This window comes from Streptococcus sp. ELY_137, assembly GCF_058314515.1.
The window spans coordinates 1-18,449 of sequence record NZ_JBZFUL010000006.1; the positions used below are offsets into that span (position 1 = coordinate 1).

Genomic DNA, 18,449 nt, shown 5'->3' on the forward strand with positions numbered 1-18,449 from the left:
GAGGAATTGTATTCAGCTTTAGTTGAAATTAACCAACGCCCACGAAAATGTTTAGGTTACAGAACAGCTTTTGAGGCACTGTTGAATGAGTTTTAAAAAAGTTGCACTTATTATTGCAATTCATCTCTTATCCTCGATTATGCAAATGATAGTTTCAAAAAATCAGGAGATCTTTTGAACACAATTAGTTGTGCGGAATTGGCAATAGGGTAAAAAGATTTGACAGCATAGTATATTCAAAGAGCATAAAATCAAAAAGAGTAAGACTTCCTTAGAGGACATGCCAGCTAAGGTTAGCCTTACTCAATTTAACCAACTGCTGCTTGAATTGCAGTCTCAACAGCTGCCTTATCCTTTTGAATCAGATCAAGACGAGCTGAAATTTCTTTAATTCCCATTGTGATATTGCGTGCAATCGCCTTGTCATTTAATTGCGGTTCAAAGAAGGCCTTATATTCTGTCAGAGCTTCTGGAGTTTTAAAATTATTTGAAGGGTAAATAACAAACTTATCAAAACTCATATCTCCACCTAATGTGGCCTTTATCCAATCCCAATTGTCCTTAGCCCAATTCCAGACAATCATTTGAGTGAAAGGGCGCATGAGGAAATAAGCATACCAAGTGGATAGATCTTGCGGCTTCACGACATCCTTATCCTTCCACTGAGTCAAGATATGTGTCAGAGTCGCTGAATCCTTAGTATAAGAGAGCGCATTAGCTATTTGACGTTTAAAGTTACCATCATTGCTAGCAACGTAAGCTGCCAAGTACTGCTCAACCAAGGCTGGAGTCTCAGCATGTTTCATTTCATTAGTCAAGACAGAAGCACGAATGGAAGCCGGCAAGTCCTCTAATCTCTCTTTATATTCTTGGAATATAGCATGAGCCTGCGCTACAGCACTGTTATTATCTGTCTTAAGCATCAGACGGATAGCCGATTGGCGGACCATTTCATCTTCATCTGCTTCGCCTGGCTTTTTATCATAACCAAGACGAACAAAATTTTGTCCTGCAACTTCCTCAATTAGCTGTTTGAAGGAATGTTCTGCTGGTGTTCCTTCGTCAATAAAATGGTCCAGCCCGGACACAATTTGCTCACCGGCTGCGGCCACCATATAAGAGGTTTCTTCAGGCAGTTTGTTCAAAAGAGGAACTAAATCTGCATAAGAAATCTCTCCGCTCTCAGCCAGAAGTCTGCGCTCTTGGAGGACCTGCAGTTTAGAAGTCTTATCTAAAGCTGCGAACTCGTCCAAGATAGCGTCCCACAATTCATCTTGATAGTGAGTGATATAGTGGGCAGTATTGCCGGTATTCAAACGCAGAGCCCCCTGATTTTGAGAAGCTAAACTGGAATAGTTAGGAATTTCAATACTTTCTTGGGAAAGTGTTTCTGGCAAGCCTGACCAGTTGCTATTTAAGGGGATTTGCCAGAGGCGCTGCTGCTTTTCATGCTCCCCAATAAAGAATTGTTTTTGACTCACAATCAAAGTGTCATCAACAACTTTAACAGTCACGAGAGGATATCCAGGCTGCTCCAACCAGGCAGTCATAAAACTAGCAACATCTTTATCAGAGGCAGCTGACAAAGCATTCCAAAGATCACGCCCAACAGTATTGCCGTACTGATGCTTTTCAAAGTAAGCTTTCAAACCAGATGCAAATGCTGCATCTCCCAACCAGCGGCGCAGCATATGCATGAGGCGACTTCCCTTGGCGTAAACAATAGCCGGATCAAAAAGAGTGTTGATCTCATCAGGATGGTTGACATCAACGTGGACAGACTGGACACCATCGGTAGCGTCACGTTTGAGAGCCAAGGGTACGCCAGTTGTTTGGAAATCTTCAAAGATATTCCAATCTGGCTCGATAGCATCAACCGAAACGTATTCCATCATATTGGCAAAGGATTCATTCAACCAGAGATCATCCCACCATTTCATGGTGACCAGATTACCAAACCATTGATGAGCTAGCTCATGCGCTACGACTAAAGCGACCTGTTGGCGACTGCTGACGGTTGAATTGTCATCAACCACTAGGTAAACTTCACGGTAGGTTATCAAGCCCCAATTTTCCATAGCACCTGCTGAAAAATCAGGCAGAGCAATATGGTAAGAATGAGAAAGAGGGTAAGCCACACCGTAGTAGTCCTCATAAAAATCAATAACACGTACAGCAATATCTAGAGCAAAATCTAACGAAGAAGGCTGGTGAGCTTTAGTTGCAAAAATCCCCACCTCTGTGCCATTTTTGGTGCTTGCTTTCTTACTCTGCAAGTCTCCTAGGGCAAAAGCCAAGAGGTAGGAAGACATGCGCGGTGTTGTATCAAAGGTCCAAACACCCGTTTCCTGACGCAATTCAACATTTGTTTCTGGCATGTTAGACAGTACGATTTCACCGTCCGCTTGGTCAAATTTGATAGCCAAATCAAAGCTGGCCTTAGCCTCAGGTTCATCAATAGATGGAAAAGCTTCACGGGCGAAATGGCTTTCAAACTGGGTCGCAATAATCTCTTTTTTAACCCCATCAACCGTATAATAGGATGGATAGATACCAGTCATATTGTCTGTAATTTGGCCGGAGAATTCTAACACCAGGGTCATACTGCCTGTCTCAGATAAATTGAGATGAACAGCCTCATGCTCGTCATCTAAGGTAAATTCAACAGCCTGATTGTCCAAAAGGACTGAGCTCACACTCAAACCCTTTTGATGAAAAGATACCTGATAATCAAGTGCTTCACCACTGATAGCTACATTACCTGAAAAAGTCTTTTCTTCGCGGTTAATGTCTAAGAAAATATTGTAATTTTCGGGTACAAATTTTTCAATAAAGTGCTCTACAGAATTCATAAAACTCCTTCATTCTTTTAAAGATTCTATTACATTTTGTCACTGCCACACTATGCAAGAACAGACCAAGGTTAAGGGCTAGAACTCGCGTCCCAGCCCCAATTATAACATATCCATTACTAAAGTTCGACAATTTTTCCTGTTTTGAGGTAGACAACCCATTCACAGAGGTTACGAGCATAGTCCCCAATCCGTTCCAGATACATCAGAACTTGGAAATACTCCTTGGCCGCAAAAGCAGCATCTGGATTCTGGCGGATCGCTTCAACGGTTAGGTTCTGTGTTTCAACGAAAAGGTCGTCAATATGCTCATCATGTGCAGCTACTTCATAGGCTGCTGCTTCATCAGCTTTGATATATACATTCAACGCTTCTTCTACCATATCACGAACCGCACGTCCCATCTTATTGATGGCCTCTTCAACTTCTTGGATACGCTCCTCACCCTTCATGCGGATAGTAGCCTTGGCAATAGCTGAAGCGTGATCCCCCATGCGCTCAACATCACTGGAGGCCTTGAGCACAGTAATCACTGAACGTAAATCTGTTGAGACTGGCTGCTGCAGGGCGATGATTTCCAAGGATTTTTTTTCCAGCTTGGTTTCATAATTATTGACAACATCGTCAGACTCAATGACCTCTTTCGCCAATTCACGATCGTGACTGATGAAGGCGCGAACGGTCTTACTGATTTGGGAACTGACCTCAGTCCCCATTGCATAAAACTGATTGTGCAATTTATCTAATTCTTCTTCAAATTGTGTACGTAACATAAAATCGCTTTCCTATCTATTCGATAATGATTGCCTAGTCAGCCTAGCCAAATTTACCACTGATATAATCTTCAGTCTCTTCATGGGCAGGATTGAGGAACATTTCCTTGGTTGAATTGAATTCAACTAAATCACCGGCCAAGAAGAAACCTGTTCTATCAGAAATCCGCGACGCCTGCTGCATGGAGCGGGTCACAATAAGCATAGTGTACTGGTCTTTTAGACCATAGAGCGTTTCTTCAATCTTCCCTGAAGAAATTGGATCAAGAGCCGATGTCGGCTCGTCCATTAAAATAATTTTGGGACTAGTTGCCAATACACGGGCGATACAAACTCTCTGCTGCTGTCCGCCAGACAGACCCAAGGCTGAATCGTGAAGACGATCTTTAACCTCATTCCAGATAGAAGCTCCGATCAAGGATGTCTCTACTGCCTCGTCTAGAACGGCCTTATCCTTGACTCCTTTGATACGAAGACCATAGGTAACATTTTCGTAAATAGTCATAGGAAAAGGGTTGGGCTGCTGAAAGACCATGCCGATTTCCTTACGCAGTTCCACCGTATCAGTTCTTGGTCCGTAAATATTGTGGCCATTATATGTAATAGCTCCCGTCAAGGTCACCTCGGGATTGAGATCCCCCATACGATTGATGGCCCGCAGCAGAGTTGATTTACCTGAACCAGAGGGTCCAATCAGGGTGGTGATCTCATTAGGCAAGAAATCCATAGTAATATTATTCAGGGCTTTCTTCTGATTATAGTAGACTGACAGGTCCTTGACCTGTAAAATAGGTTCTGTCATAAGATTCCTTTCTATCCGAAGCGACCAGAGACATAGTCGCTGGTTGATTGACACTGCGCATTTTGGAAAATCTTAGCCGTCTTGTCATACTCAATCAAATCACCTAAGTAAAAGAAGGCTGTATAGTCGCTGACACGGGCAGCCTGTTGCATATTATGGGTAACGATAATAATCGAATAATCCTTCTTGAGTTCAGCCATTGTTTCTTCCAGCTGCATGGTAGCAATGGGATCAAGAGCTGAAGCAGGTTCATCCATTAAGAGAATATCCGGCTTAACCGAAATAGCCCGAGCGATGCAAAGACGCTGCTGCTGTCCACCAGACAAGGTGAAGGCAGATTTATGCAAATCGTCTTTGACTTGATCCCAAAGAGCTGCCTGTTTAAGCGATGTTTCAACGATCTCATCTAGGGTCTGTTTATCTTTCACACCAGCACGTTCGTGAGCAAAGGTGATATTTTTATAGATGGATTTAGCAAAGGGATTAGGACGTTGAAAAACCATACCGATATGTTTACGCATAGCATAAACATTGATTTCGGGCCGATTGATGTCAATCCCTTCATACCAAATTTCACCCGTCACCTTAGCAATATCAATAGTATCATTCATACGATTGAGACTGCGCAAGAAAGTTGATTTCCCGCAGCCGGATGGACCAATAAAGGCCGTAATTTTATTTTTTTCAAACTGCATATCAATACCCTTGATGGCCTCATTTTGGCCATAGTAAACATGCAAGTCCTTGGTCTCAAGTGCCAATTCCTTGCCTTCAAAGGTCATGATATGACGCTCATTCCAATTATATTCTGCCATATATATTCCCTTATTTCGCTGATGTCAAGCGAGCATGTAATTTCTTGCCCAGATAGCGAGCAGATAAATTAAAGATTAAAATGAAAATTAGAAGGATTGCGGCACTACCAGCTGACACCATAGTCGCATCAGGAATGGTGCCTTCACTGTTGACCTTCCAGATATGAACAGCCAGTGTTTCCGACTGCCTAAAAATGGAAATAGGACTGGTAACACTTAAAGGATTCCAGTTGCCCCAGTCTAGAGCAGGCGCTGACTGCCCCGCTGTATAGATAAGCGCTGCCGCTTCACCAAAGATACGTCCAGAAGCTAGTACAACACCTGTAACGATACTAGGAATTGCTTCGGGAATAACCACATGAAGCACCGTTTCCCAACGAGAAAGTCCCAATGCCAATCCTGCTTCACGTTGGGTATGATGGACATTTCGCAAACTATCCTCGACTGTCCGCGTCATCTGCGGTAAGTTAAAGACAGTTAGAGCCAGAGCACCGGAGATAATGGAGAAACCGTATTGAAACTGAACAACAAAAATCAGATAACCAAAGAGCCCCACAACAACCGATGGTAGTGATGACAAAATCTCAATACAGGTTCTGATAAAATCTGTCAAGCGTCCCTTTTTAGCATACTCAGCCAGATAAATTCCAGCACCTGTAGAAAGAGGAATAGAAATAATCAGCGTAATAACCAGCAAAAAGAGAGAATTATAAAGCTGAATACCGATACCACCACCAGCTTCATATGAAGAAGACTTTCCTGTCAGGAAATGCCAACTGACATGCGGCAGTCCTCTGAGCAGAATGTAGAGAATCAAAGCAGCCAGTATGGTAACAATGATACCAGCAATCGTATAGAGAATTGCTGTCATAATTTTATCAAATTGTTTAGCGTTCATAGTTTACCTTTTTCTCCCTAGTAATGAACCTCATCAGCATATTAAAGGCCAGACTCATAATCAGCAGAACCAAAGCCAAAGACCAGAGAACATTGTTCTGAACTGTTCCCATAACAGTATTTCCGATCCCCATGGTTAGAACTGACGTTAAGGTTGACGCTGGAGTAATCAACGAAGTTGGCATGACGGCTGAATTTCCGACAACCATCTGGATAGCTAACGCCTCACCAAAAGCGCGCGCCATTCCAAAGACAACAGCTGTGAAAATACCTGGCTTAGCAGCATGCAGGATGACACGCCAAATCGTTTGCCAGCGTGTTGCCCCCATAGCCAGACTAGCTTCGCGGTAGTGGCGGGGAACTGAACGCAGGCTATCTGTTGTCATAAAGGTAACAGTGGGCAGAATCATGACGAAGAGTACAAAAACTCCCGAAAGAATCCCAAACCCCGTGCCGCCAAAAAGGGTCCGCACAGCCGGTACAACTACTTGCAAACCAATAAAACCATAGACTACTGATGGAATCCCTGTCAAAAGTTCAATAGCAGGCTGAAGTAGGCGTGCTCCCCGTTTAGGAGAGATCTCTGTCATAAAGATAGCAGCTCCAATTGCAAACGGTGTCGCGATCAAGGCTGATAAAATAGTAACGATGAAGGATCCTGTAATCATCGGTAGAGCCCCCATCATATACTGACCGTGAGCATCTTTAACTGACGGCTTCCAATTTTTTCCAAATAGGAAATCAAAGATATTGACACCATCAACAAAGAAGGTAGACAAACCTTTTTGAGCGACAAAAACTAAAATCATGGCCACAATGAAAGCAATCAGCATTAAGCAAAGAAAGGTGATAGTCTTACCAAATTTTTCCAGCCGTGAATTTTTCGATGGCGAGGTTAATTGCGTCGCCAAATCCTGTTTTTTCATGAAAACTCCTCTTATTTTGCAGTCACATTACCATCTGCATCCTTGATGACTTTCATGTCATTGATGGAAATGTAGCCCATATCCTTAACCACTCCATTTTGAACCTCATCGCTGAGAATATACTTCAAAAATTCCTTGGTTAGGCCTGTAGCTTTTCCCCTAGTATACATGTGTTCATAAGACCAGAGAGGCCAGTCGTTAGTAGTAACATTTTTGGCAGTCGGGGCATGGCCATTAAGGTTAACTGTTGCTACGCTATCATCAACATAGGCAAAAGCCAAATACGAGATAGCCCCCGGTGTTTGTGACACGATAGAACGCACCATACCGTTTGAATCCTGCTCCTGACTTTGTTTACTATCTTTATCCTTCATAATAACACTGTCAAAGGTTGAGCGTGTTCCTGAACCTGCTGCGCGATTGATAATAGTAATTTCTAAGTCCTTGCCACCTAATTGTTTCCAATTGGTATATTCACCGGTAAAGATTTTTTGCAGCTGCTCCGGTGTTAGATTTTTCATTCCTACCTCTTTATTCGCGATAACGGCAATCCCTGCGACAGCAACCTGGTGGTCAACTAATTTGCTGGCATCAATACCACTTTTTTCCTCAGCAAAGACATCGCTGTTACCGATCTGGACAGCACCGGACTGAACTTGGGACAGCCCCGTTCCAGAACCACCACCTTGAACGTTGATAATCTTACCTTGATTCTTTTCAGAGAAGCTATCAGCTGCTCCTTCTACCAAAGGCTGCAGGGCGGTTGACCCGACGGAAGTGATATTCTCCCCTCGATCAATCCAGCTAGCGCAGGCGGACAGACAAAAGAGAGCTGTCCCCATCATGGCAAGGAGAAGTAAACGTTTTTTATTCCATTTTTTCATCTTCAATTCCTGTCAATTTAGTTCTAAAATCAAGCGATTGTAATATATAATTGGAAGCATCAAACCTCCACTTCTAATGATAACACATTACCTTTATTTTGGATATACCAGTTTTCATTGTAACAAAACTGTTACATCTGCCCTTGAAATCTCAATCCTTTTGGATAAGAATTCTTCAAAGTGCTTCCGACAACTTTCGCAAATCCCAAACCATTACCGCCTGCTAAAATCTGATACCAGCCATTGGTCACAGGGGGATCTAAGGTGAGAGTATTACCAGAAACATAGGTGCGGAATTGTTGATCATCGAGCGATACTGTCTGGGTCACTTGGTCACTCGTTAAAGCCACACCAAGCGCAAAGGAGGGCTCAAATCGCTTCTTTTTGAAGGTTCCAAGATGGAGGCCATTGCGGGCTATCTTTAAGCCCGACAAATCGGGTAAGCCTTTAGGAAGACAGTAGAGCTCATCGCCGAAGGTCTGCAGTATACCTGTTAGCTCGATGTTTAGTAGCTGATCCGCAAAATCCTGCCAGAGGCGCTTCTGCTCCTGAGTCAAATTGCTCCTAGGAGATTTGACTTTTAGGGGCTTCTTGAGCGCAGGCCGCCTATCTTGCAGATGAGCGATGAACTGCCCTTCACCCTTAAAATGATGAGGATACATTCGAGCGGTTTCAGGCATATCAATGCCATCAACCATCCCATTCATTTTTTCTACCGGAAGCAGGCTTAAATCAGCATATTGTTCTAAAAGCCAAGAAATGATGTCTTCATTCTCTTCAGGGGCCCAAGTACAAGTCGAATAAATGAGACGGCCACCAGGAGCTAACATGGTCATAGCCTCCCTTAAAATCTCTTTTTGCAAGCCAGCACATTGGGCAGGATAATCCTGATGCCAATATTGGATAGCATCTGTATCCTTACGGAACATTCCTTCACCAGAGCAGGGCGCATCAAGGACAATCAGGTCAAAATAATCCTGAAAGACCTTGGCTAAACGCTGGGGGGGCTCATTTGTAACCACGGCATTGCGCGCACCAAAGCGTTCAACATTTTCTGCCAAAATCTTGCTGCGTTTTTTAGAGATATCGTTGCTGATAAGCAGACCAGTATTATCTAAATAGCTGAGCAGATGGGTCGTCTTACCACCAGGAGCAGCCGCCAAATCTAAGACCTTCATCCCCTTGGTCGGAGCAGCAACCTGCCCTACCATTTGGGCAGCGGGTTCCTGCGAATAGACCAAACCAGTAACATGCGCAATAGATTTTCCCGAGATCTTCCCATAATAGCCCCAAGGTGTATGAGGAATCGCATCAGGAAAACTCTGCTGCACTTTTTTCAAGGGATTCAATCGAAAAGCCGGAACAGCTTCGTGCTGCAAACTTGCTAAGAAATCATCACTGTCATCTCCTAAAATTGCTTGATATTTTCCAATAAAGTCCTTAGGTAATGTCATAAAAATATTATATCAAAAAAGACTAGTGGTTTGCACCAATCTAGCCTTTTAAAGCATTTTTTCTGCTTATATAATCGACTTTTATCTATTAATACCAGCTATTAAAATCTATCCCAGCGGAAGAAATTACGGATACCATGGAACCCATCATTTCTGAAACCATAACTGTAACGGTTTCTTTCAGAGTGACGCGGATAGCGATAAAAGTATCGGCTTAAGGAATGGCGATCTTGATAACGAGGACGCTCATATCTCTGATTACGAGATTGTTTTGACCTTTGAACTAAAACACCATTCGTATTAAAGTAAAGTCGCTGTCCATCGATAACCTGCCAACCAGTTACGGCAATACCATTTTTATCAAGATAGAAAGTTTCACCATCTGAATTTTTGACGAACTCGTTAGAAACCATATTTCCATATTCTTTATCGAAATATCTTATCTTGCCGTTATCGTCAGTAATAAAACTGCCCTTAACTTGGAAACCGTAAGAGTCGTAGAATTGGGTGTAAGTCTTGTACTTACCTTTGACTTGAGTCAAGCCAACATCCATAATGCCGTTGGTGAAATGACGCCATTTATTACCAAATTGATAGTAGCCATTTTCGTAACGCGTACCATCTCCAGTAAAGTAAGATTTTTTCCCTTGCGCATTGGTGATAAACTGATTAATAGCCATATTACCATACTGCTTATCGAAATATCTCACCTTACCATCTTTATCAGTTACCAACTCCCCTTTGACTTGGAAACCTTGAGCATCATAGTATTGGGTGTAAGTCTTAGATTTACCTTTGACTTGAGTTAGGCCTACAGCCATGACACCATTTTCAAAATGACGCCATTTATCGCCAAATGGATAGTAGCCATTTTCAAGGCGTTTTCCTTGACTGTTGAAGTAATAGCTTTTACCAGCATTATCCGTATAGATGCCATCTTTCAGAGCCTTACCATCTTTTCCGAAGTAATAAGTTGCACCGTTAATCTTTTGCATACCTGTAACCATGTATCCCTTTTGATCAAAGTAATACAGGTTATTATTTTCAGTGATAAAGCTAGATTTAGCCTGCACACCATTCTTATAGTAAACATAGCCCTTACCATCATGAGAAATACCTGAAACAGATGGCTTTGAAGGCTCGGATGGCCTTGACGGTTGTGACGGCTGAGATGGTTGTGACGGATTTGTTGACTTGCTAAGCAGAGCCGTTGGTAAATAGAGCTTGTTATCTGTCAGATTGAAGTAACCCTTGCTGTCGCCGAGCACATATTTAGCCCCACGCCCTAAGATATTAGAACCATTGAAGTACTTAGCCGACCAATTAGTAATCTTAACCGAACCATCGATTGGTTTTCCTGTTGAAATTTGCTTGGTCGTAAAGAGACTTGGGTAGAGCTTTTGCAGTTCATCTAAGAATTTACCGCCATACTGCTCTTGGTAATCACCATAAGTCTTGGTATTAACTACATAAGGTGTCTTGTTGATCGTCGCACCAGCCTTAGGTCTACCGTATTGGTCAACCCGGGTTGCAGTTACGACTTCTTTGCCTGGCAAATTATACATCTGATCCGGTACCCAGTCAGAAAGAACCTTGATACCAGCTTGGTGCAAACTCTTAATAGCATTAGCTAAATCTTCTTTGGAGCCATACTTGTTGTTCTTACTCATGGCCAAGTCGTAGCGATCGCTAAAAGCATAACCATTTAAAACAACGGAATCCAGGAAGGTACCGTCTTCTGATGACACATACTGCGGTGCCATTTCAAATTGGGTAATGCCCCATGATTTAAAGAGGTCTGCATTCTTAGCAATCACCGCATTGGTATACTGTTCAGGTGTCTTAGCAAAAGCTTGGAAGTTGGAGAAGCCTTCATAGATCACTTGGGAATCCAAGGCATCGCTCTGAGTATAGATATCAGATGATTTGTTACGGCTAGTGCTAGGAGCAATACGAACATCCTGATTGTCAGCAGCACCGACTGGTACCCAAACCTGAATCATCCCTGAAACTTGTGCATTAGCTACACCATGGAGCTCTGAGGCATTGAAGGTCAGTCGTCCCTGACTGTCTGTGTACTTGTACTGACTACTCTTAACATCACTGTCATTCAAATAAGTCGCAATACCTGTTGACGTTGAAAGCAAGAGGGGACGATAAGCTTGATTAGTGTGGGCAGCTCCCATATTGAGAGTCACACCGCGGTAAGCTTGGAAGTTAGGCATGTTATTAATCAAAAGAGCCATACCAGATGTACGTGTCTCACTAGTTCCGCGGTCAGTAGCACTGTTGGCTCCCTTACCATAACGGACTGAGGTCAAGACTCCACCATTCCAATCCTGATTGTAACCAGCAGTTTGACCGCCAGCAACGTACTTGATACGTGCCTTGAGCATGGTTTCAATGGCATTGTAGAACGGGGTCTTTGTAGCCATGTATTGGCCGTCATCTGTGTACATATCACCGTAGTAAACACGGGTCACTGTATCTTTATTTTGCAGCATCCAAGCATAGGCCATTGGAAGGTTGTTGATATAGTACTGCTTATCCGTTGCGTACATATCTTTATTATAGATAGCGAAGGCCTTTTCCAAGTCATCCAAGGTGATATTGGTTAGACCATCGGTATTCGCTTTTCCTAAACGCTCCCGGATGATGCTGGCAATCCGTGTCTGAACTTCGGAGTCATGGGCACGAATAAAAACATAATTAGGAATAGGGTCACCGCTGTTGGTTTGACTACGATTTTTCAAGCCAGCTGTCGCCAAAGTGCTTAAATCGCTGCGGTAGGCTGTTGCATAGCCAAAAGCTCTCAACATGGCACTGCGTTGGTCATTATCAATAGACAAGGAGAAATTATCCTGATCCCTGACATAATCATTATCATTACCAGACCAAGCTTCTAAGATTGACAAGTGATCAATGGCATTCTTTTCATTTTGGTCAATGCCGTATTTTGCCTTGTAGTAATCGCGCTGAATCTGCAGGAGATCAGCATCGACATTATCCACTGCATCAACCCGAACGCCATCAAAGTTAGCTTCTTTATCACCCATAACAATTTCGCCCCAGTTCATGAGGTAATGGAAATGGTTGAGTTGTTCAGCTTGAACGATTGGGTTAGAATTATCAACATCGTTCGCTAAAAGTAACTCATAACCACCATAAGAAGATTTATGGTAATTGACGCGACCATTTTGCTGAGTAGGATTGCGGTTGAGCAAACGCCAATCTGAGTTAGCATGGGCCGTTGCATCGTTATTGCTAAAGAGTAAGGCTCCCCCTTGGAAGTGGTCCTGATTAGGGTAAGCTGTTGGATTTTCCGAATTGATATTCCACTGAGACTGCGATTGAACAAACTGACTCATCTTATTGCGCAACCAAGTCGTATTACCTTCGGAAGAAATTCTCTTTTCAATAGCAGCCTGAATAGTTTGGGCAGCACTATCAAGGTTACGGGAACTTTGTGTGTAGCTGCCAGAAATTAGGCCTTCCTTAACCCAGAAATTAACATAGGCAGCCTTGGTCGCTGTATCTGGCCACCATGACATCAGGATAGGGCGAAAATCATTTTCACCACTGGCCACCCACGTTTGGCCATCTTTCAAGATAGCCTTAGGACGATACCAAGAGTCAGCTGTCAGATAATTATCAACTGTTTCAAAACTGCTAGCCTGATTGCTGTAAGCTTGATTATTGACGGCAAAATCATTTGCTGACGGTGTTTGTACTAACTTAGATAAGCTTAAATTGTCAAGCTGAGGAGTCGTTAGCTCAGGCGTTTCAGCAACCAACTGGTTAACATCTGTCTTGACCGTTGCTGGGGCCTGCACCAAACGGTTAACTTGTCTAGCAGCCCTTGGTTGAGCCACAGCCGTTTGAGTGGTTTGTACCTGTCTCTCTTCAACAGGAGCTTGACTGACTTGGTTTGTGACATTGGCTTGATCAGCACCCTTGTTTACTGAAAGATCAGCACTTTCCCCAACTTCAGGCTGAGTAAGAGCAGTTTGAGCTGCCGGAGCATCCTGAACTACTTGCTGCTCTGCTACAGTTTGGGGTTTCACAACTTCTGTTTGACTAGTCACAAGAGCCTGATCCGCTGACAATGCCTCATTAGCTACTGCCGAGTCCGCATTTACAGTGCTTACTCCCAACATTGTCATTGAAATGGCTGCTGTAGCAATGGCCACAGTCACCCATCGCTTCTTAACTTTTCGCATCTTGTAATGCAATTTTGTTTCTCTCTCCATGAAAAAAACTCCTTTGTAAAAAAATATTCGATGGTTAAAACAGTAAGTTATTAAAAACTATTTCAACCTTCTAATGATTTTACCAAATTATATGAATTTTTACTAGATAGTATTAAATTTTTTACAAAAAAATTTTTACTTTTAATCTTTTGCGGATAAGAAAAAGCGAGTCAGCCACTTTTGTAGCTGACTCGTTTTCCAGATTTAAATATTAAAAACTTAATAATGTTCTAGTCTCTGCCATTATTTCTTTTCTTTTTTTCAAGTCCGAAGAAAGTAAAGGGAATTAAAAGGAAGGCTACGCCTAGATATGGCAAGTAATTAATAGAATCACCCGTTTTAGGTAAAGCCTCCTTTGATTTTGATGAAGAAACTTTAGCACCATCTTTATGAACTCGGGTACGATTTGGAAAGACCGTCTGATCCGACGCACTGATGAGTGGCCCCGTCGTATCCCGACGCTTCGGATTCTGATCCTGGTCATCCGAAAGGCCGTCGCCATCATCGTCCACGTCCGTCACATCCGGTTCCCCGTCGCCNGTGGCCCCGTCGTATCCCGACGCTTCGGATTCTGATCCTGGTCATCCGAAAGGCCGTCGCCATCATCGTCCACGTCCGTCACATCCGGTTCCCCGTCGCCATCCGTATCCCGTTGCACTTGGATCGTGATCTCCTTCGTCGTCGCATTGCCGGCGCCATCGATCGCCTCGATCGTCACAGGATAAGCATGACTTTCGTCCTCATCGCTCGTCCAGATTTCTTGGTCGGCCGAGCCGCTGATCTTACCGCTTGCTGAATCGTAGCTAACACCGGCTGGCAAGCCCGTCACTGCCGTGACCCTCGCGCTCGGATCGTCATTATCGCTAACGCTGACCTCGATCTCAAATGGCGTCTTCTCCAAGACCGTCTGATCCGACGCACTGATGAGTGGCCCCGTCGTATCCCGACGCTTCGGATTCTGATCCTGGTCATCCGAAAGGCCGTCGCCATCATCGTCCACGTCCGTCACATCCGGTTCCCCGTCGCCATCCGTATCCCGTTGCACTTGGATCGGCACCTGAACAGTAACAACTTCATTAGTAGAATTACCATTTGGTCGTGTTACTTTTAATGTTACAGAAACGGATAGACTGATATTCCTCTCTTCATCTTGGCTGCCGTTCCAATCCGTGACATCTGCTCTACCGACTAAATGGCCATTTTCATCTATTGAAAGGCCATAAGCATCAGTGCTTGGTACAATGGTGGCATTTAGTTTATTAGTAGTTACAACCGACTTTGCCCCTGCATCAGTCTTATCTACCAAGATGTTTGGTGTTACTGCTTGTGCGGTTAGCTTTTCAGTCCAAACCGCATAAAGCGTCACATTTGATGCTGGAATTTTGGCGCCGATGCCATAGTTTTCGTCTCCTTCAACGGCACCTTCTTTTGTAGACCAGCCAATCAAATTATGATCGGGACGCCAGTAGCCTTGATTTCTAATGTAGACCGGACTGTTGGCCTTGTAACGTTTCTCAACAACTGGACCATTACCACCATTTGGATTGTAAGTGATCGTAGAAAAATTATAATCTGGATTCTGACGCCATTGAGCATATAAAGTCAAAGTATTTCCAGAAAATTGATTAAATGCAATTACTTCCCTAGGCGTATAACGCTTGCCACTTCCATCAGGTGAGGTATTCCAACCAGTAAATACTTGCTCCTCACTTGGAGCTTTCATGTTTCCTTGATCAACAATCGTTGTATTTTCCAAAAATTGCAAGTCATCTGTAGCTGGCGCATCACTACCGCCGTTAGCATTATAGACGATTGTCTTGGCTGGATACTCCCAGACAGGTACTAGGATCGTTCCTGGTTCAGTAATTTCATCCGCTAAGTTTGCCTTTTCTAGGCGACCATTAACTAATTTATACCATGTTGGCGCAAGTAGACTGCCATCAAAGTTAATCTTGTCATTAACCTCTAGATCACCATCAAATACCTTGCTACTATCAACTAGCGGAGTACCAGTCTCATCCTTCTCAACATTACCCCCACTATCTAAAACAGCATATTTATTATCCGGATTGAGGACAGAATTACCCGAGCTGACCAATAAAACATATTTATCTGTCGCACTGTTATCTAGGACCGTATCTTTATGAACCGTTACATCTACATACTCTTTAGCCCAGCCAGCGTAGTAGACCAAGCCGCCAGATGGCACCCGTGCATCAGAAAAATCAACGGGCTCACCACTTGTAGTCGCATTGTCATACCAGCCGGTAAAGACGTAGCTGACCCCGAATTCGTCCTTTTTCTTGGTCACATACTGCTCCATTGAAGTTGGGACAAGGGGTTCTACTTTTGATTTGTAGTCGACATTTGACACAAAGTCTCTGATAGCATCATTATTGGTCACAAAGGTGACATTGAATTTCTTTTTACGATAGTAGGCCCTAATATCACTGCCGTCAATTCTAATACTAGTCGCACCAGGTCTTTGTCCCTCAATACGAACAAAACTATACCCTTCTACCGGTGCCGTAATATTAAGTGTATTGCCAACAGATGAATTAATAGTTACCTGATTGATCGTTTCACCAGTATCAACATCAATATAGTAAAGTGTTGGCCGGGCAGATAATACGATAGTATCCTGAGTAACAGTCGTATCCTGGGTTGGCATAGGGAAGTTGAGTCGGGCCAATAGGTTATTAGATGGGCTTATACGCCATGATGACACACCCTTATTATCCAGATAAGGAGTCAGCGGCTCTCCCCACTTAACATAGTAGGTTGATGTATTATTTCCCCAATAAGTCCTCATCACAACATCCAAACGGAATTTGTGCCGTTCATAATAGACATTAAGAACGGCTTCACCGTCACCTGTAATGCTTTTTTGACCAACTTCCGGTTGGTAAGAAGACAGGTCATAGAGATTATTGCTGGTAAGGAAAGTTGGGGTACGGTGGATGATGAGATCCCCCGTCCGTCCTCTTAATTCGTCAATCGCTCCAACCGCATAATTAATACCGCTAGATTCACGCGTTCCAGTTGGATTTTCTATCCAGTAGACAACCTTATAGGGAGTATCGGTATTAGCCGTCCACTGCGCCTTATAAAATTGATCATTTGTAATCTCAGCAGCCGTATCAACAGCAGCACCCGTCCGGCTGTTAATCCAACCTGCAAAAGTATAACCTTGACGAGTGGGCTGGGGCAGACCATTTGGTAGATTATCTGCTACAGATCCAGAATCAATATAAATGCTGGCAATGCTGGTTCCACCGTTGGAATCAAATGCAATGGTCTTTTGATTTTTAATAACAGCATAAAGGGTAGTGTCCTGTGTAATCGCTCGATTAAAATCAAAAGAATCACTGCCATTAGGCGAAGTTGACCAGTGAGAAAAAATAAAGGAATCTTTCGGAGACAAGATAGCCACATCATCAGCATCAGTTGTTGTCCCTGTCGGAATTTCCTTCACTGATACGATGACACTCTCGTCATTTTTAAACGTTACGCGGACTGTATCCGAGTAATTCGCATGAATAGCAACTTCTTCTCCCGCTGGAAAATCAACGGGCTGGCTGAAGTCTAAAATTTGGCCATTATACAACCACCCTTTGAAGGCCTTATCTCCCGATATTGGAAGATTTGGTTCTAAAAGATAATCGCCCGCCTTAACATACTGGGTAGATACCAGCTCATTTTCATTATAAAATTTGACTTCTGTAATGCCTAAACCAGAAATATCTGCAGCCTCGTCAGGTTCCGGTGGAAGCTCAGAATCACTTGGGCTCTCGGGTGCTGTTGCCGCTATATTCAACGCAGTGCTGCTGGCTACCGATGCGCGAAAAGCACGAACCAAGGGCTGGCTTTTCTCCGGTTTAAGGTCAAATCTAGGGCTGGCAGACGAGTCAATCTCAGTTGCTGAGTTGATAGTATTCTGATTGACAACAGCTACTTGAGGTGCCCTATCCCTTTGCTGATCCGTATTTTCCCAACTAGTCGAAACTGCTGAGGAGGGCTCAGAAACTTCCCTGTCCTCTCCAGCCTTTTTTGAATCTTCGCCAGTTTCTTTAGCCGTGACTTGCAAGGTAATCGTATTATCAGCAGATTCCGTAATGGTTTGCGTTACGGCTCCCCCAAGCAGCTGATAGTTAGCCAAGGCAGCAGCTGAAGAAATTTCTTCGCCATTTTCCGTTACGGAAGTGCTAGCCGGAGTTTGATCTAGAACGGTTACGGTCTTTGTCTTAGTTGTTCGATAAACTTCCTGCCCAGAGGTATCAACGTAAACAACCGTATAAGTAATCGTTACTGTCCTTGCTGCTTCTTGAGCCTCATTGACCGAATCCTGGTTTTCTTCATTAGAAGCTGCCGAAGCATCGCCACTATCAGCCACATTGGGGGACTCATCTGCTAGCTGAACTGCACCTGCGTTACTATTTTGAGTTACAAGATCCTCTGATTTAGCAGACGCTCCCAAAGACACCATAAATAAGGTCAATCCCAAAAGGATCGAACCGGCTCCAATATGTTTGCGTTTTCTGATCGAAAACCGCTGTTTTTCTCTGATAGTGTGCTTCACTGATCTCTCTCCTTTTTAATTTATATGTAATATTATATAATTTATACTGAATAATTACTACGATAACAGCTTATGTTTCATTTTTAGTTCGTTTTTTTACATAAATAAAAAGGGAGTAGGAAAGAACCAAAAATTGAAAATTTTGGTTCTCACCACTCTCTAATTTCTAGGCGGTGACCTGAAACGGTCTCTCCCCAGACCGTTTTTGATACTTGCT

At 43.4% G+C, this 18,449-nt stretch carries 11 protein-coding genes and 2 pseudogenes; 1 reads left to right on the forward strand and 12 read right to left on the reverse strand.

Annotated elements, in window-relative coordinates; all coding sequences use genetic code 11:
- Positions 1-96 (forward strand): annotated as a pseudogene (locus tag AC4HAO_RS05805) (IS30 family transposase); the annotation flags it as partial.
- Between the two features lie 212 nt (positions 97-308).
- Here the strand turns inward: AC4HAO_RS05805 and AC4HAO_RS05810 are convergent.
- The 12 genes and pseudogenes from AC4HAO_RS05810 to AC4HAO_RS05865 form a co-directional block, all read right to left on the reverse strand.
- Positions 309-2,852: a M1 family metallopeptidase gene (locus AC4HAO_RS05810; protein WP_491134863.1), complete on the reverse strand. Its 2,544-nt coding sequence runs from the start codon at positions 2,850-2,852 to the stop codon at positions 309-311.
- A 119-nt stretch (positions 2,853-2,971) separates the two neighbouring features.
- On the reverse strand, positions 2,972-3,625 hold the full coding sequence (gene phoU / locus AC4HAO_RS05815) for a phosphate signaling complex protein PhoU (protein WP_491134864.1): 654 nt from the start codon (positions 3,623-3,625) through the stop codon (positions 2,972-2,974).
- Positions 3,626-3,668: 43 nt separating this feature from the next.
- Positions 3,669-4,427 (reverse strand): phosphate ABC transporter ATP-binding protein PstB, encoded by a 759-nt coding sequence (pstB, locus tag AC4HAO_RS05820; protein ID WP_491134865.1) that lies wholly within the window; start codon positions 4,425-4,427, stop codon positions 3,669-3,671.
- Between the two features lie 11 nt (positions 4,428-4,438).
- Entirely contained in the window at positions 4,439-5,242 is an 804-nt protein-coding gene (gene pstB, locus AC4HAO_RS05825; RefSeq protein ID WP_398601067.1) for a phosphate ABC transporter ATP-binding protein PstB, read from the reverse strand.
- 10 nt (positions 5,243-5,252) lie between these two features.
- Entirely contained in the window at positions 5,253-6,140 is an 888-nt protein-coding gene (gene pstA, locus AC4HAO_RS05830) for a phosphate ABC transporter permease PstA (RefSeq protein WP_447452239.1), read from the reverse strand.
- Positions 6,130-7,065: a phosphate ABC transporter permease subunit PstC gene (pstC, locus tag AC4HAO_RS05835; RefSeq protein WP_447452238.1), complete on the reverse strand. Its 936-nt coding sequence runs from the start codon at positions 7,063-7,065 to the stop codon at positions 6,130-6,132. The genes pstA and pstC overlap by 11 nt, the downstream gene beginning before the upstream one ends.
- An 11-nt stretch (positions 7,066-7,076) precedes the next feature.
- On the reverse strand, positions 7,077-7,949 hold the full coding sequence (locus AC4HAO_RS05840) for a phosphate ABC transporter substrate-binding protein PstS family protein (RefSeq protein WP_491093551.1): 873 nt from the start codon (positions 7,947-7,949) through the stop codon (positions 7,077-7,079).
- A gap of 131 nt (positions 7,950-8,080) precedes the next feature.
- On the reverse strand, positions 8,081-9,403 hold the full coding sequence (locus tag AC4HAO_RS05845) for an RsmF rRNA methyltransferase first C-terminal domain-containing protein (protein WP_491134866.1): 1,323 nt from the start codon (positions 9,401-9,403) through the stop codon (positions 8,081-8,083).
- Positions 9,404-9,504: 101 nt separating this feature from the next.
- Positions 9,505-10,083, reverse strand: coding sequence for a hypothetical protein (locus AC4HAO_RS05850; RefSeq protein WP_491134922.1), 579 nt, complete (start codon positions 10,081-10,083; stop codon positions 9,505-9,507).
- Positions 10,063-13,653, reverse strand: a pseudogene (locus AC4HAO_RS05855) (glycoside hydrolase family 70 protein); the annotation flags it as partial. The gene AC4HAO_RS05850 and the pseudogene AC4HAO_RS05855, both read right to left, overlap by 21 nt.
- A gap of 230 nt (positions 13,654-13,883) precedes the next feature.
- Positions 13,884-14,174, reverse strand: coding sequence for an LPXTG cell wall anchor domain-containing protein (locus AC4HAO_RS05860; protein WP_491134867.1), 291 nt, complete (start codon positions 14,172-14,174; stop codon positions 13,884-13,886).
- On the reverse strand, positions 14,171-18,139 hold the full coding sequence (locus AC4HAO_RS05865) for an InlB B-repeat-containing protein (RefSeq protein ID WP_491134923.1): 3,969 nt from the start codon (positions 18,137-18,139) through the stop codon (positions 14,171-14,173). The genes AC4HAO_RS05860 and AC4HAO_RS05865 overlap by 4 nt, the downstream gene beginning before the upstream one ends.
- Positions 18,140-18,449 lie beyond the last annotated feature (310 nt).

Coding starts and splice junctions, on each gene's coding strand:
- AC4HAO_RS05810 (WP_491134863.1), bottom strand. CDS start 2,852: ATGAATTCTGTAGAGCACTTTATTGAAAAATTTGTACCCGAAAATTAC.
- phoU (WP_491134864.1), bottom strand. CDS start 3,625: ATGTTACGTACACAATTTGAAGAAGAATTAGATAAATTGCACAATCAG.
- pstB (WP_491134865.1), bottom strand. CDS start 4,427: ATGACAGAACCTATTTTACAGGTCAAGGACCTGTCAGTCTACTATAAT.
- pstB (WP_398601067.1), bottom strand. CDS start 5,242: ATGGCAGAATATAATTGGAATGAGCGTCATATCATGACCTTTGAAGGC.
- pstA (WP_447452239.1), bottom strand. CDS start 6,140: ATGAACGCTAAACAATTTGATAAAATTATGACAGCAATTCTCTATACG.
- pstC (WP_447452238.1), bottom strand. CDS start 7,065: ATGAAAAAACAGGATTTGGCGACGCAATTAACCTCGCCATCGAAAAAT.
- AC4HAO_RS05840 (WP_491093551.1), bottom strand. CDS start 7,949: ATGAAAAAATGGAATAAAAAACGTTTACTTCTCCTTGCCATGATGGGG.
- AC4HAO_RS05845 (WP_491134866.1), bottom strand. CDS start 9,403: ATGACATTACCTAAGGACTTTATTGGAAAATATCAAGCAATTTTAGGA.
- AC4HAO_RS05850 (WP_491134922.1), bottom strand. CDS start 10,083: ATGGCTATTAATCAGTTTATCACCAATGCGCAAGGGAAAAAATCTTAC.